We start from the raw sequence: 15,056 nt of genomic DNA, 5'->3' as shown, positions 1-15,056 counted from the left end.
GTAAAAAAGGGGAGTAGGTTTTACTATGAAAGTTGTGCTTCTTCAGGATGTCAAGGGCTTGGGTAAGAAAGACTCAATTGTTGAGGTAAATGATGGGTACGCAAGAAATTACTTAATTCCAAGAAAGCTTGCAGTGCCTTTAACAGAGGGGTTAGAAAAGCACATAAAAGAAAAGAAAGAGGCTGAGCAGAAGAAAAAAGAAAAAGAGCTTATGCTTGCCAAAGAGCTTGCAGACAAGCTTGAGAAAAGTTTCGTAATTATAAAAGCAAAAGCAGGTGAAAACGGAAAACTTTTTGGGTCTATTACAAACAAAGAAATAGCTGATGAGATAAAAAAACAGCTTGGGATTGACATTGACAAGAAAAAGATTGAGCTTGAAGATCCGATAAAACAGATTGGAAGTTATGAGGTTTCAATCAGACTTTATCAAGGTGTTTTGGCAAAGCTGAAAATCCATGTGACCTCAAGCTAAAGAGGAAGTGATTTGACCATGGAACCTGATATTCTCCAAAGCCAAAGTGAAATGCCAGAAAGCCGCGAGGCAGAAGAGGCTGTTGTTGGGGCAATGCTTCTTGACAAAGAGGTAATATCTGAGGTTACAGAGATTTTGACAGAAGAGGATTTTGCAACCCCACAGCTAAAAGAAGTTTTTGCGGCTATCATGGACCTTTTTGAAGAGGGCAAGCCCATAGATGTTATAACAGTTTCAGAGAGGCTAAAAGAAAGGGGAAGTTTTGAGGCGGTTGGTGGGAGTGAATATTTGACAAATCTTGTTATAAACACACCTACAACTGCAAATGCTACATATTATGCAAAGATTGTTGAGGAAAAGTCGCTACTCAGAAAGCTGATAAACTCATCAATGAAGATAATAGAAAAGTGTAAAAGTCAAACAGAAAGAGTTGAAGATATAGTTGATTTTGCTGAAAAGACTATCTTCAATGTGATTTCTCACAAAAGTTCAAGAGATTTTTCTCATTTAAAAGAAATATTAATTGAAACATACAATAAGATAGAAGAACTGTACCTCAAAAAATCACATATCATAGGTGTGCCAACAGGATTTGCTGAATTTGACAGAATGACAGCAGGGCTTCAGCCATCAGACCTGATTTTGATTGCTGCAAGGCCTGCAATGGGAAAAACAAGCTTTGCACTGAACATTGTCCAGCATGCAGCACTGCGTGCTGGTGTGCCTGTTGCTATATTTTCGCTTGAGATGTCAAAAGAACAGCTTGTCACAAGGATGATTTGTTCAGAGGCAATGATAGACAGCCACAAACTTCGCACTGGCAATTTAGAAGATGAAGAGTGGAAGAAGTTTGCAAAGGCTTTAGCACTTTTATCAAACGCTCCGATTTATATTGACGATACACCTGCAATAACCGTTACTGAGATGAGAGCAAAGTGCAGGAGGCTAAAACTTAAAGAAAAAGGTCTTGGGCTTGTTATGGTAGACTACTTGCAGCTGATGACTGCCCGTGGCAGATTTGAGAACAAACAGCAGGAGATTGCTGAGATATCAAGGTCACTCAAAGCTTTGGCAAGAGAGCTAAATGTGCCAGTTTTGGCGCTTTCTCAGCTCTCACGCGCACCTGAGACAAGAGCTGACCACAGGCCGATACTCTCTGACCTTCGTGAAAGTGGTGCAATTGAGCAAGATGCCGACATTGTTGCGTTTTTGTACAGGGACGAATATTACAATCCTGATACAGACAAAAAACACATAGCAGAGCTTATAATTGCAAAACACCGAAATGGTCCAACCGGAACAATTGAACTTTTGTTCTTGGACAAGCATACAAAGTTCATGGACTTAGAGAAAAATAGAGTATAAATAACCTGAGAAGGGATGTGGTGTTTTTGGCAATCATAAAAGACCATTCTTTATGGGAAGAAGGACTAAGGAAAATCTTGTGGGCAAAGAGGTTTATGCCTATACTTGAACAGATAAGAAAAGATTATATTGATAAAAAACCTTTAAACGGTATAAATGTGGCAATCTCAGTTCATCTTGAGGCAAAGACAGCAAATTTGGCACTGCTTTTGAAAGACCTTGGAGCAAATGTATATGTGACAGGTTCAAATCCTTTGTCAACACAAGACGATGTTGCCGCAGCACTTGTGCATGAAGGTATAGAAGTCTTTGCAATAAAAGGGGCAAATGAAGAAGAGTACTTTTACCATCTTGAAAAGACACTTGAAAATGATATTCGGCTGATAATAGACGACGGTGGTGATTTGACATACCTTCTTCACACAAAACTTGAAAACTTAGCTGATAAAATAATGGGTGGATGTGAGGAGACAACAACAGGGATAATAAGACTAAAAGCATTGGAAAAGGATGGAAAACTTAAATTCCCTATGATTGCAGTCAACAATGCGTACTGCAAACACCTTTTTGACAACAGGTACGGTACAGGTCAGTCAACATGGGATGGGATAATGAGGACAACTAACATCACAGTTGCAGGGAAGCATGTTGTTGTTGCAGGCTATGGTTTTTGTGGCAAGGGCGTTGCAAAAAGAGCTCAAGGTCTTGGCGCGAAGGTAATAGTGACAGAGGTTGATCCTATAAAGGCTTTAGAGGCGTATATGGACGGGTTTGAGGTAATGAAGATGGAAGACGCTGCAAAGATAGGTGATATATTTGTCACTGCAACAGGATGCAAGGATGTTATAAGATATGAACACATTTTGAATATGAAAGATGGAGCAATTTTGTGTAATAGCGGACACTTTAACGTTGAGATTGACATTGAGACGCTTGAGAAGAAAGCTACGAAGGTTTATGAGGCAAGGAAGAATATCACGGGTTACATGCTTGAAAATGGCAAAGAGGTATTTGTGTTAGCAGAGGGTAGACTCGTCAACCTTGCAGCAGCAGATGGCCATCCTATAGAGATTATGGATATGTCATTTGCTATTCAGGCACTTTGTGCCATTTATGTTGCGCAAAATTACAAAAATTTGGAGAAAAAAGTTTATCAAGTGCCAAGCGAAATTGATTCCTTTGTTGCGATGACTAAATTAAAGTCACTTGGGATTGAGATAGATAAGCTCACAAGCGAGCAAGTAAAATATCTTAATAGTTGGGAAGTGTAGAAAATGGATTTGTTAATAAAAAGTGCAACTATTATAACTCTTAACAGTGAAAATGAAATTTTAAAAGGAGATATTTTGATTGAAAATGGCAAAATATCAAGAATATCTGAAGGGATAGAACTACCTAAAGAAAAAATACCTTCCACCAAAGTGATAGATGCAGAAAATCTCATTGCTCTGCCGGGGTTTATAAATGCCCACACACACTGTGGACAGACTATTCTGCGCTCTTATGCAGACGACCTACCTTTATATGAGTGGCTTTTTGAAAAGATTTTTCCTGCTGAGGGCAGGCTTACAAAAGAGATAGTTTACTATTCCTCTTTGCTTGGTATTGCTGAGATGCTAAAATGTGGAACAACAATGTTTTTTGACATGTACTTTCATGAAGATATGACAGCAAAAGCAGTTCTTGAAACTGGAATCAAGGCTGTTTTGTCAAGGGGACTTCAAACAGATGAAAGACAGCAGCAGCGACTTGATGAGACAAAAGAATTGATTTATAATTATTCAAGCGACAAGATAAAGGTTTTCTTTGGACCTCATTCTGTGTATACCTGCTCATATGAGCTGCTTGAAAAAGTTGTTGAGCTATCAGAAGAATTTAACACAGGGATAATGATACACCTAAGCGAATCTGAAGATGAGGTAAACCAGTGTTATGAAAAATACGATATGTCGCCTGTAAAACTGTGCCAAAAAGCAGGGCTTTTTACAAGACCATGTGTTGCAGCCCACTGTGTATATGTTGATGACGAGGACATTGAGATTTTAGCTGAAAATGGTGTCACAGCTGTTTACAATCCAACAAGCAATCTAAAGCTTGGCAATGGATTTGCTCCAGTTTTTAATTTGATTAAATCGGGTGTTAATGTTGCAATTGGCACAGATTCTGCAGCAAGCAATAACAACCTCAATATATTAGAAGAGATTCACATTGCAGCACTTTTGGAAAAAGGAATGTACAAGCTTCCTGAAATATTGAAAGCACAAGAGGTTTTGAAAATGGCAACTGTAAATGCTGCAGCCTCAGCAGGTATTCACAACACAGGTAGGCTACAGGAAGGTTATTCAGCCGATATTGTACTCATTAAAGCAGATGATTTAAATATGCTTCCTTGCTACAATCCTATTTCAAACATCGTTTATAGCAGCAATCCTTCAAATGTTTTTGCTACAATTGTTGACGGTAAGATTTTATACATGGATGGAAAGCTTTTAACAATTGATGAAGAGTCATTAGTTAAAGAGATTAAGAGTATTGAGAAGGTTTTAAAAGAAAGCATATGATAAAACCTTTTTTGAAACCTTTTTGAAAATGAAAGGAAGGAACATGAATTGCAGTTCAAGAAGGCAACAAAGATAGCATTGCAACTTTTTGCTGTAACAGTTTTAACAAAACTAATAGGTTTTATTAGAGAGGTAGCGTTTGGTGCAAGGTTTGGCACCAGTATAAAAGCAGATGCTTTCCCTTTGGCCCTGCAGCTTCCAAATATACTTTTTGCTTCTGTGTTTGCTGCATTTTCAACTTCATTTATTCCATTTTATACTGAGATTAGAGAGAAAAAAGGTGAAGATGAGGGAGTAAGATTTACAAATAGTGTTATAAATACATTACTTCTTGCATCGAGCATTATAGCAATTTTAGGTTTTATCTTTTCAAAACAGCTCATTTTACTTCAAGTACATGCAAGTAAAAGCGAACAGATATTTTATGCATCAAGGTTACTTAAAATAACCATATTTATGATACTATTTACAAGTTCTGCAAACATTTTACAAGGATTTCTTCAGGCAAATGGCAATTTTATAAAACCAGTTTTGTCAAGCATTCCGTTTAATCTTGCAATCTTTGTTGCTATATTTTTATCATATTTTGGAAATTTTAAGAAGATAGATATATACATTGTTGCATTTGGTTTTGTCTTTGGGTATTTTTTGAGCCTTGTCTATCAGCTATACAATGCCAAAAAATACGGATTTAAATTCTATCCTGTAGTTGGATTGAAGGATAGAAACATTATAAACATGATAAAATTCTCTTTTCCTGTTTTTATAAGCAGCAGCATGGCACAGGTTTACACGTTTATTGATAGGTATCTTTTGACAGGGACGAGCAGTGGTGCTGTTGCTGCGGTTGCATATGCTGGGAAGCTCAATGACATGGTAGTTGGTGTTTTTTCTTCATCTATCTCGGTTTTAGCATTTTCAACACTTTCAAACCTTCAAGCAAAGGGCGATAAAGAAAATTTCAGAAAATTTTTTGTGTCTTCAGTAAACTCAATTATTCTTCTTATGATGCCATTTGCAGTAGGTGGCATGATACTCTCAAAAGAGATAACAAGGCTAATTTACCAGAGAGGAAATTTTACAGCCTATTCTACAATGCTTACGGCATCACCACTCATGTTTTACTGTTTAGGATTTGTGGGTTTAGGTTTGAGAGACATTTTGAACAGAACGCTTTATGTGCTAAAGGATTCAAAAACAGCTGTGAAAAATGGTGTCATTGCAATAGCTTGTAATATTGTGCTTGATATAATCTTTATTCACAAGTTTAAACACACAGGTGCGGCAATGGCCTTTGCCTCTGCAAACTATATTGCAACGGTGCTTTTGTTTATCTCTCTTCGCAAAAAGCTTGGGGCAATTGGTTGGAAGAGAATTGCGAGTGTGCTTTTAAAATCGCTCATTGCAAGTTTAATAATGGGCATTTTTGTATATCTTTTTAAGCAAAGGTTTATAAACTTAAATATGCACTTTGCTCCTTTTTCTCTTTACACTTTAATAGCTATTGTACTTGGTATGGCAATTTATGCAGGATTGATTTATCTTTTTAAAGTTGAAGAGGCAAACTGGCTTGTAAAGATGGTAAAAGAAAGACTTGGAATATAAAAATATAGAAAGGGGAAGATGTGGCAGATGGACATAGAACACCAGCTCAAAGTTTTCAAAAAAGGCGCAGCTGAGATAATTACTGAAGAAGAGCTCATTGAAAAGCTAAAGCAAGACAGACCATTAAACATAAAACTTGGCCTTGACCCGAATGTTCCAGATGTTCATCTTGGGCACGCTGTTGTTTTGAGAAAACTCAAACAGCTTCAGGATTTGGGGCACAACATAATTTTGATAATTGGCGATTTTACTGCAATGATTGGTGACCCAACTGGTAAAACAGAGACAAGAAAACAGCTTACAAAAGAAGAGGTTCAAAAAAATGCAGAGCCTTTCAAACAGCAGGTTTTAAAGATTCTTGACCCGCAAAAGACCACAATAAGATATAACAGTGAATGGCTTGAACCCATGAACTTCTTGGATGTTATAAACCTTGCATCAAAATACACAGTTGCAAGAATGTTAGAGCGAGAGACTTTTCGCCAGCGAATGGAGAAGAACTTGCCACTTTCTATACATGAGTTCTTCTACCCGCTTATGCAAGGTTATGACTCTGTTGTGATTGAAGCTGACGTTGAGCTTGGCGCAACTGAGCAAAAGTTTAATATACTTATGGGAAGGACACTGCAAAAGGAGTATGGATGCAAAACAATCCAGGTTGCACTTTTGATGCCAATCTTGGTTGGTACAGATGGAGTCAACAAAATGAGCAAAAGCCTTGGCAATTACATTGGTATAAACGAGCCACCAAATGTAATGTATGGAAAAGTGATGTCAATCCCTGATGAGGTTATGATTTCATACTATGAGCTCACAACTGATGTTGAGCCAGAAGAGATTGAGGAGATAAAGAGAAAGCTTGAAGAAGGGACTTTGCATCCAAGAGATGCAAAAATGAGACTTGCAAGAGAAATAGTAAAGCTATACCATGGCGAAGAGGCAGCAAAAAAGGCTGAAGAAGAATTTATAAGAGTGTTCCAGAAAAAAGACATACCAGATAACATTCCAGAGGTTGAACTTGAGAGTCCCAAGGTTTACCTGCCAAGGTTTATGGTAGAAAATAAACTTTGCTCCTCTACAAGCGAGGGAATGAGGCTTATAAAAAGCGGTGCTGTTAAACTCAACGGTGAGAAGGTAAATGAACTTGACATTGAACTTCAAAACGGCGATGTTTTGCAGGTAGGCAAGTTAAAATTTGTGAAGATAAAGCTTTTGTAAAGGTTTTTCCTTTGCAAAAGCTTTTTTATTTTGCATAAAACAATGGTTGTATTTTGTTACAATGTTATAAGCTTCTAAATAAAAATTTAGGCAGTTTGCATATTGTTATTGTTATTGTTGTTGTTATATAGTAAAAGTAAATAAATAGTTAAAAGAGTAACATTGTTATAAAAAGTTTTAATTTGAACTAAAGAAAAAGTGTTGTCTGTGGTAATTAAAATTATTATTTTTGCCCTTTGTAACCTAATCTTCGGGGATAGAAGGTAATGTTAACTACTGGTTTTACCGGACATCAACAAACCGAACTACAACGTGGACGGGTGCGAATTATTTTAGGCAGCACTGGGGCAATTTAAATGGTGCCGGAAGAAACAGAGCGTATCAGATGAGAATATATCCTGTATGGTATGCATTGGAGAGATATAGCAGTGTAGTATTAGGGTTTTTAAAAGAGGGGGATATTGTTCAACATGTACGATATGATAACTGCGAAGCTTATCATTCACAGGTAATAGTTAGTAAGACAGCAACAGATCTTTTGTGCGCACAACATTCCACTACACCAGAGTATTTCTATTCTGGTAGGTGTTTCCGCGAGTACTTAAATAAAGACACATTACCCATGAACTGGGTAATCTTATATAGGATAAGTTCAAATTAGCAAGAGAGGTTAAAAGAAGAAAAGAGGGGAGATATAAATGAGGCGAAAAGTGATTATATTGGTGTTGGTATGCACATTTATATTTGCTGGTTGTGCAGGTATAGGTTGTGCGATATATAGAGGGAAGGCAGGTACAGGCAAAGGTGTTGATGCAGGAGCTCAGAAGGTGGTATTGGCATCAGAACAGGCGGAGAGAGAGGGGAATATAACAGATGTCAATCAAGATAACCAGAATTTAACTGAGAATCAGCAAAAAGAAGATGTTGATACTGCAGTATACAGTGACCCTACAGACAGATTTACTGATAAGCGTATAAAAGAACTGTATGGTATTATATTGGCTTCAAGTTCTGCTTTAGCTGATTTTTATTATTCTGATTCTTGGAAGAGAACCTCTAAAGATATAGCAGAACATCCAGAAAAATATAGTGAGTTGTATATTCTTGAATGGAAGAGTAGAGAAGAGCTTGCAATGGAAGCGATAAAGGTGTATGAGGGCTTGTTGAAGGAACTGAGGGAAAATCCACAAAATTGGAGAGAAGTATGGAAAAGATATAAAGAGTTTACACTCGACATTAGACCGAAGTTATTGAATGTGCAATATGACTGGAAGATAAAAGAGAAATGGTTTTTTAACACTGAAGAGGGGAAGATACATGCGAAAAGGAATGATATAGACAGGGGAGATGTTGAGCAGTGGAAGAAGGATTATGAGATAATGCTGGAGAAGTCGAGGAAAGAGACTGAGGAGTCTTTGAAAAGTTTTGCTGAAGAAGCTGGAATAGAGTATTGATTGGCGATGTAATTTTTTGCAGGTTGGTAAACTCAAGTTTGTAAAGATAAAGCTTTTGTGAAGGCAAAGACCTTCACAAAAGCTTTTTATTTAATTTTTAAATTGACTTTTAGTCATTGACGTTTGGTCAGTGCATATGTTAAAATAGGCTGTGTAATATTTTAAAAAGAGGTGAGGTGTGTGAGAGTAATTTTAAAACGTCCGTGGCTAAGCACTATTATATGGGTAATTTTAACAGTTATATTTGTAGTTACTATGCCAGATATAAATAAAATAGTTCGACTCAAAGGTGAACCTAAAATTGGTCATGAATACCCATCTCAAGTTGCAGCAGTATTAGAAAAAGAGTATCAGGGAGTGCCAAAGGATAAAAAGCTTTCAACAATAGCAATTGTATTTTATGACAAAAATGGTCTTTCGAATAAAGATATTGAAGCAATCAAGAAAATAATTTATGGACTTGGCAATAGCAAAGAAAGATACAACATTGAAAATATTTCATCTCATTTTATGAATCCAGAGTTAAAGAACTACTACGTATCAAGCAACAACAAGGTTGTCCTTGCAAGCATTCAAGTAGACAAGTCAAGAAGAGAAATTATTGAAATAAGAAATGATATTTATAAGTTTATAGATTCTGTTCAAAAACCAAAGAGTTTAGAAGTGTATCTAACAGGTGGAGATTTAATTACCCAAGACTTTGTAAAAGCTTCAGAAGATGGAGTTAAAAAAACAGATATCATCACTATTGTATTTATAATTGTTGTGTTAGTTCTTGTTTTCCGCTCACCTATCACACCAATTGTTTCACTTTTAACAGTTGGTGTTTCGTTTTTAATTTCGCTTAGCATAGTTGGACATTTGGCAGATAAGTTTAATTTTCCAATCAATACTTTTACAAGAACATTTATAGTTGTATCCCTATTTGGAATTGGGACGGATTATAATCTATTGATTATTTCAAGGTTCAGAGAAGAGCTTGCAAATGGGAAAGATGTTGATGATGCAATAATAACAACGTTTAAAACAGCAGGAAAAACAGTGGTATTTAGCTGTCTTGCGGTTTTTACAGGTTTTGCGGCTTTTGCAGCAGCGTCTTTTAACTTTTTCAAGGCAATGTCAGCAATTGCAGTAAGTGTGCTTGTGCTTTTACTTGTGCTTTTGACACTGGTTCCTACTGTACTCAAAATTTTTGGTAAAAATCTTTTCTGGCCATTTAATAAAGAAATACAGCACACCCATAGCAGACTCTGGGAAACTGCTGCAAGACTTTCGACTAAATATCCTTATGTGGTGTTGACAACAATGATATTAATCTTAATACCTTTTCTCTTATCAGTCAGAGGCGATTTGTCATTCAACACATTAAACGAACTTTCTGAAAAATACAAATCTGTAAAAGGATTTAACTTAATTTCAAAAAACTTCAGCAGCGGAAAGACATTTCCTGTTACCATATATTTGAAATCTAATAAAAGTTTAGCAACTTCTGACGCATTATCTGACATTGAAAAAATAACTGAAATATTGAGTAAGCAAAATGGTATAAAAGATGTGTATTCAGTCACAAGACCACAAGGGGAGATTATAAAACAATTTACTTTGTCAAACCAAGCAGATACTGTTATAAAAGGTATTGATAGTTTGAGAGATGGTCTTTTGAAAGTTAACAATGCAATTGAGAATATAAACAAAAATTTAAGTATGTCAACAAAAGAATTTGATGTTCAAAAACTTGTAACTGGTATTTCACAGCTTGAGAATGGTGTATATGAATTGAAAATTTCTTTGGAAAAACTAAATAGTGGATTTGAACAGGGGTTAAATGGTTCTAAGAAGATAAATGATGGTCTTAATAAGCTTTCAATTGGGAGCAGTAAGCTGTCTGAAGGATTTAAAGAGTTTTATTCTGAGTATACAAGATCAATAAATAAGATAAAAATTGAATTACAGGGATTTGATGTAAATCAAATTGAACTTTTATTGACGGGTATTGATACTGCAAATAACAATTTAAAAGCACTTTCAAATAAGTATCCGGAAATCTCAAGGGATATCAATTATATTATGGCATCTGAGATTTTATCAAAAATTGAAACTGAAGCAAATAAGTTTGCTCCAAAGTTAAAAGAGTTTTCTTCTGAATATGAAAAGATTTCAGCCCAGATAAATGAAGCTGACAAAGCTCTGAAGCTTATTTCAAATTCTATGAATAGCATAGCTTCAGCTTCAAAACAGCTTGCAGATGCTCAAGGGAAGGTTCTAAGTGGCTACTATCAAATTGACAAAGGTCAAAAGCAAATAATCTCAGGTGTAAACCTTATGTATTCAAAAATTCAGGAATTTGACAAACAAAAAGAACAGATTCTAAAAAAAGTTGATGAACTTCAGACAGGGTTTACAAGCTTAAAATCAGCGCTTTTGCAGATTTCTGATGCACTTAACAAGATGGCTAATTCTATGCAGAGTATGAAGGGTTATTTTGAAGGATACAAAACAACAAACATCTTTTACGTCCCACCAGAGGCTATAAAAAGCAGTAGCTTCAAAAAGGCTTTAGATTCATATATGAACAAAGATAGAACAATAACAAAGATAATCTTGATTCTTGACACAAATCCGTATACAAACAAGGCAATTGATATTGTTGATAATGTGGAAAAGGTTTTAAATAACTCTTTAGAGTTTATAAACACAAAGTTTGTGTCGGTAGGAGTTGGTGGGATATCATCTTCAAACCATGATTTGAAGAGCATTTATTTTAAAGATTTTAAGACTTTGAGACTAATAATGATAATAAGCATCTTTATTCTCATGTTCCTAATTTCTAGGTCAATCTTTAATGCTGCAATAATGGTAGTGATAGTTTTTGTCGACTACTACCTTGCACTCTCTATAACAGAGATGATTTTCAAAGGAATATTCAAGTACGAAGCACTCAACTGGGCAGTGCCATTTTTCACCTTTGTTGTGTTCTTAGCTTTGGGTATAGACTACAGCGTATTTTTGCTGATAAGGTTTTACGAATATAAGAATTTAGAGCTTTCAGAGGCATTAAAGCTTACCTCAGCAAATATTGGTCATGTTGTAACATCAGCGGTGATAATTTTAGCCGGCACATTTGCGGCAATGCTGCCATCTGGGATTTTAACGCTTATGCAGGTTTCAATCTGCGTTGTGATAGGCCTTGTTCTGCTTGCATTTTTCCTGCTGCCGTTTTTGTTCAATAGTTTGATGAGGGTAAAAAGGGATATAGTTTAAAAATGCTTTTTAAAAACAATTTAAGTATAGCTGCTTCCAAGAAAGGGGGCAGCTTTTTGTTTGCAAAAAAACAAGAAAAAATTTAAGAAATTTAGAGATATTTAAAGAAAGAGAGAACTGATAGCTAAAAATTGCATAAAATTAACTAAAAAAAAAACGAGTTTGACTGGATAAAGATTAATAAAGTAAAATTGAGGTGAAAATTCCAAGGAGAATATTAATAAATATAGCAATTTGCATATTGTCTCTTGTGAATGAGATAATTTATATGCAAATAGGTTGGTATACCAGGGAATACAAAAGATATTGGAACTTGCTTACATTGCATAAAAAATTTTGATTTACAGAGGCATCTACCTTTTCATGAGCGCTCATGAAGGGATGCAAAAATAAAAAGTAGGGAGGGTAAGAAGTAAGATGTTCAAAAAGCAAAAGTTACTAAAATTTATTGCGGTTTTTATATTTGTTTTTATCTTTTTTATATTAACATAATATTACCGCTACGTTGGGTAGAACAACTTTAAAAACAGCGCAAAATTTGGTACAATATTATTCGTGGTGTGGTGTTCCTGTATTTGGACTGGGTGTAAAGGGACATTATTCTTCAAATGGTTCTAAAATTGTGAATTATTCTACTACTTATAGTCTCCCATGGATAAACACTTTATCGCTTTGGCAATATAGTAATGCTAGCTCGTCATGGATTTATCAAACCTCCACTAAAGGTATTTGTCAGGCATATGCTAGATTTACCTTAGGTGTTGGTGTTCAAACACAATATTTATTTTTGGGTTTACCAATACAAACACGAGATGTGTTTGTTCAGGCTACAGCATTGCCTTAAGTATTTAAGAAGTACGGGGCAATTTCGTTAAGAAATTGCCCCATTGATAACACTTTATGGAACATTAAGCGTTTAAAGGAGTGAAAAAATTGACAACAGTATGTGTTAATAATATCTTCAAGTGCTTTGGCAACAAGGAAGTTTTAAAAGGAATAAATATTGTGTTTGAAGAAGGTAAAGTCTATGGTTTGTTTGGCAAAAATGGTGCAGGAAAATCCACATTGTTAAAAATTATATTGGGACTTTTGCTTCCTACACAAGGAAGTGTTTCTGTTTTTGGTAAAAATCCACGAGATGGTGGCTTAAAAGAAGTTAGTTATCTTTCCGAAAATTTAGCAGGATATTTTGACTTAAATGCGTATGATAATATTGACATAATAGCTAAAATGCAGGGAATAAAATTACGAAAGGAAGAAATTTTTAAAATTCTTGAGTCTGTTAACTTGAAAGAAGTAGCATCGAAAAAAGTTAAAGATTTTTCGCTTGGCATGAAGAGGAGACTTCAACTTGCTTTTGCATTTTGCATTGGTGATAAAAAATTGTTTATTTTAGACGAACCAACTAATGGACTTGATATTGAAGGTGTGTTTTGGTTTAAAGAAAAGATTAAAGAAATGAAAGAAAAAAAAGATAAGACTATAATTATTTCAACGCACGCTTTCGAGGAGCTTGAAAATGTAATAGATGAGTTTATCATAATTCACAAAGGAGAAATAAAGAAAAAAAGCAATGTTTGTGATTTAGAAATTAAAAATAAAAAATTTGTAAAAGTTAGCAATAAAGATACAGAAAAATTTACTAAACTTGTAGATTTATTAAAGTTGAATTACACGAGAGTTGCTAATACTGAATTTATAGTTGAAGAAAATGAAAAAATAAATTTTCTCGAACAAGTAGTAAAAAATGGTATTGAGTTACAGAGGTTTGAAACATATAGGGAAACAATAAAAAGTGTATTTAAGGCAGTGACAAAGGAGTAGGTGTTGAAAATGATTTATAATATTCTTGCAGGCGAATTAAAGAAAGTTTTAAAATCCAAATTATTTTTAATCTCAATGATTATTTACATTTTAATTTTTGTGATAGCTTTAGTTAATAGGTTTTTTAATAAAACTTCAGGAGTTTATTTATATAAGATTGAATTAGAAAAGCTAAATTCATTCTCATTGATTTTCTTTTATATTATGCATGTTCTGTTTTTAGGAGCTGTACTTGGAGGGTACGTTGGAGGATATGAGTTTCATAGTAACACTTTTTGTTTTTCTCATATATTTGAAGGTAGAATAAAACAACATGTTCTCAAAATATTTACACTATTTATTTTATTGGTTGGAATTTTGTTAATTACATTTATAATCACAAACGTATTCTGTTTTTTTCGAATTTCTGATATTGAATTTAGATTTAATTTTAAAAGATTAATCAGACAATCGTTAGTTATCCTACTGATTTCATTTGAATTAAGTCTTTTTTCATATATATTAGCAATCGTTATAAGAAAAATATATGTTGCGATTTCTGTTGCAGTATTGTTACCGTTTTTGATAAATATTTTATGTAACATCTCTAATGTATTTAAATATTTAAATAAATATTGGTTTACTACAATTAATTCTATGTTAATATCTCAAGTTTTCTCTAATATAGCTTCTTCGGAAAATTATGTAACAATAAAATTAGTTGATAAGAGCATTTTAAATAGTTTCAATCTATTGTTATTAGTTTCTATTAGTTATCTTATAGTGTTTTTGGTAATTATATTACTAATTGGCTTTTTTGTTTCAGATAATTAGTGTGTACAGGTGGTGGTTGAGCAAATGAGAGCCAAATTTTTACTAAAAGTTATTTTGGTTTGTTTTCTATTTTTAGGTGTGTTGTTGTTTTTTAATTTAGTAAATTTTCGGCAGTTAAGTAATGATAAAATAAGTTATAATACTTCTATTAATAGAATTGGCACAAAAGAATATACAACAGAAATAAAATTTAGCTACAATGTTACATATGGACAAGAAAAATTTTTTTTGATTTATGTAAACAAGGATTCATTGGTGCTTAATTGTCAACACATAAAATGTACTAATAAGGTAACAATTAAAATAAAAGACAGAAGAGGCAGGTTAATTTACAAAAAAGACATTGGGGATGAAAAAGATGAAAAGTTAGAGATCAGTAACTTGAAAAATGGAGAGTATGAGGTTATTCTTGCTTTTCATAAAGGTGTAGGAGAAGGGTATATAAAAATAGAGTAATGTATTGTATTACTAAGACAAACGGTA

The 15,056-nt window shown here is 34.3% G+C and carries 12 protein-coding genes; all 12 read left to right on the top strand.

Annotation, left to right across the window (positions count from 1 at the left end; genetic code table 11):
* Window positions 1–25 precede the first annotated feature (25 nt).
* The 12 genes from rplI to OTJ99_RS08985 all read left to right on the top strand — a co-directional run bounded on the left by rplI (window position 26) and on the right by OTJ99_RS08985 (window position 15,029).
* On the top strand, window positions 26–472 hold the full coding sequence (rplI, locus tag OTJ99_RS09040; RefSeq protein ID WP_045165729.1) for a 50S ribosomal protein L9: 447 nt from the start codon (window positions 26–28) through the stop codon (window positions 470–472).
* An 18-nt stretch (window positions 473–490) separates the two neighbouring features.
* Window positions 491–1,837 (top strand): replicative DNA helicase, encoded by a 1,347-nt coding sequence (gene dnaB / locus OTJ99_RS09035; RefSeq protein ID WP_045165730.1) that lies wholly within the window; start codon window positions 491–493, stop codon window positions 1,835–1,837.
* 20 nt (window positions 1,838–1,857) lie between these two features.
* A complete protein-coding gene (locus tag OTJ99_RS09030) occupies window positions 1,858–3,108 on the top strand; it encodes an adenosylhomocysteinase (protein WP_045165731.1) in 1,251 nt (416 codons plus the stop codon).
* A gap of 3 nt (window positions 3,109–3,111) precedes the next feature.
* Window positions 3,112–4,398 (top strand): amidohydrolase, encoded by a 1,287-nt coding sequence (locus OTJ99_RS09025; RefSeq protein ID WP_045165732.1) that lies wholly within the window; start codon window positions 3,112–3,114, stop codon window positions 4,396–4,398.
* A gap of 48 nt (window positions 4,399–4,446) precedes the next feature.
* Window positions 4,447–6,003: a murein biosynthesis integral membrane protein MurJ gene (gene murJ / locus OTJ99_RS09020; RefSeq protein ID WP_045165733.1), complete on the top strand. Its 1,557-nt coding sequence runs from the start codon at window positions 4,447–4,449 to the stop codon at window positions 6,001–6,003.
* A gap of 27 nt (window positions 6,004–6,030) precedes the next feature.
* Complete coding sequence (gene tyrS, locus OTJ99_RS09015; RefSeq protein WP_045165734.1) at window positions 6,031–7,221, top strand: tyrosine--tRNA ligase; 1,191 nt, start codon at window positions 6,031–6,033, stop codon at window positions 7,219–7,221.
* A gap of 256 nt (window positions 7,222–7,477) precedes the next feature.
* The gene (locus OTJ99_RS09010; protein WP_083943548.1) at window positions 7,478–7,882 is read left to right on the top strand and encodes an amidase domain-containing protein; all 405 of its coding nucleotides are present in this window, start codon (window positions 7,478–7,480) and stop codon (window positions 7,880–7,882) included.
* 37 nt (window positions 7,883–7,919) lie between these two features.
* Entirely contained in the window at window positions 7,920–8,675 is a 756-nt protein-coding gene (locus tag OTJ99_RS09005) for a hypothetical protein (protein ID WP_045165735.1), read from the top strand.
* Window positions 8,676–8,855: 180 nt separating this feature from the next.
* Complete coding sequence (locus OTJ99_RS09000) at window positions 8,856–11,936, top strand: MMPL family transporter (RefSeq protein ID WP_045165736.1); 3,081 nt, start codon at window positions 8,856–8,858, stop codon at window positions 11,934–11,936.
* 933 nt (window positions 11,937–12,869) lie between these two features.
* On the top strand, window positions 12,870–13,760 hold the full coding sequence (locus tag OTJ99_RS08995) for an ABC transporter ATP-binding protein (RefSeq protein WP_045165738.1): 891 nt from the start codon (window positions 12,870–12,872) through the stop codon (window positions 13,758–13,760).
* A gap of 9 nt (window positions 13,761–13,769) precedes the next feature.
* Complete coding sequence (locus OTJ99_RS08990; protein WP_235374794.1) at window positions 13,770–14,573, top strand: hypothetical protein; 804 nt, start codon at window positions 13,770–13,772, stop codon at window positions 14,571–14,573.
* Window positions 14,574–14,597: 24 nt separating this feature from the next.
* A complete protein-coding gene (locus OTJ99_RS08985) occupies window positions 14,598–15,029 on the top strand; it encodes a hypothetical protein (protein ID WP_045165739.1) in 432 nt (143 codons plus the stop codon).
* The last annotated feature ends 27 nt before the right edge of the window (window positions 15,030–15,056 follow it).

Source organism: Caldicellulosiruptor naganoensis (assembly GCF_026914285.1).
In the GTDB taxonomy this organism is placed as follows: domain Bacteria; phylum Bacillota; class Thermoanaerobacteria; order Caldicellulosiruptorales; family Caldicellulosiruptoraceae; genus Caldicellulosiruptor; species Caldicellulosiruptor naganoensis.
This window is presented reverse-complemented; position numbering and strand designations above follow the sequence as displayed.

Excerpts from the sequence above, each read along its gene's own strand:
- OTJ99_RS09005 (WP_045165735.1), top strand. The coding sequence starts at position 7,920 with ATGAGGCGAAAAGTGATTATATTGGTGTTGGTATGCACATTTATATTT.
- OTJ99_RS08990 (WP_235374794.1), top strand. The coding sequence starts at position 13,770 with ATGATTTATAATATTCTTGCAGGCGAATTAAAGAAAGTTTTAAAATCC.
- OTJ99_RS08985 (WP_045165739.1), top strand. The coding sequence starts at position 14,598 with ATGAGAGCCAAATTTTTACTAAAAGTTATTTTGGTTTGTTTTCTATTT.
- rplI (WP_045165729.1), top strand. The coding sequence starts at position 26 with ATGAAAGTTGTGCTTCTTCAGGATGTCAAGGGCTTGGGTAAGAAAGAC.
- dnaB (WP_045165730.1), top strand. The coding sequence starts at position 491 with ATGGAACCTGATATTCTCCAAAGCCAAAGTGAAATGCCAGAAAGCCGC.
- OTJ99_RS09025 (WP_045165732.1), top strand. The coding sequence starts at position 3,112 with ATGGATTTGTTAATAAAAAGTGCAACTATTATAACTCTTAACAGTGAA.
- tyrS (WP_045165734.1), top strand. The coding sequence starts at position 6,031 with ATGGACATAGAACACCAGCTCAAAGTTTTCAAAAAAGGCGCAGCTGAG.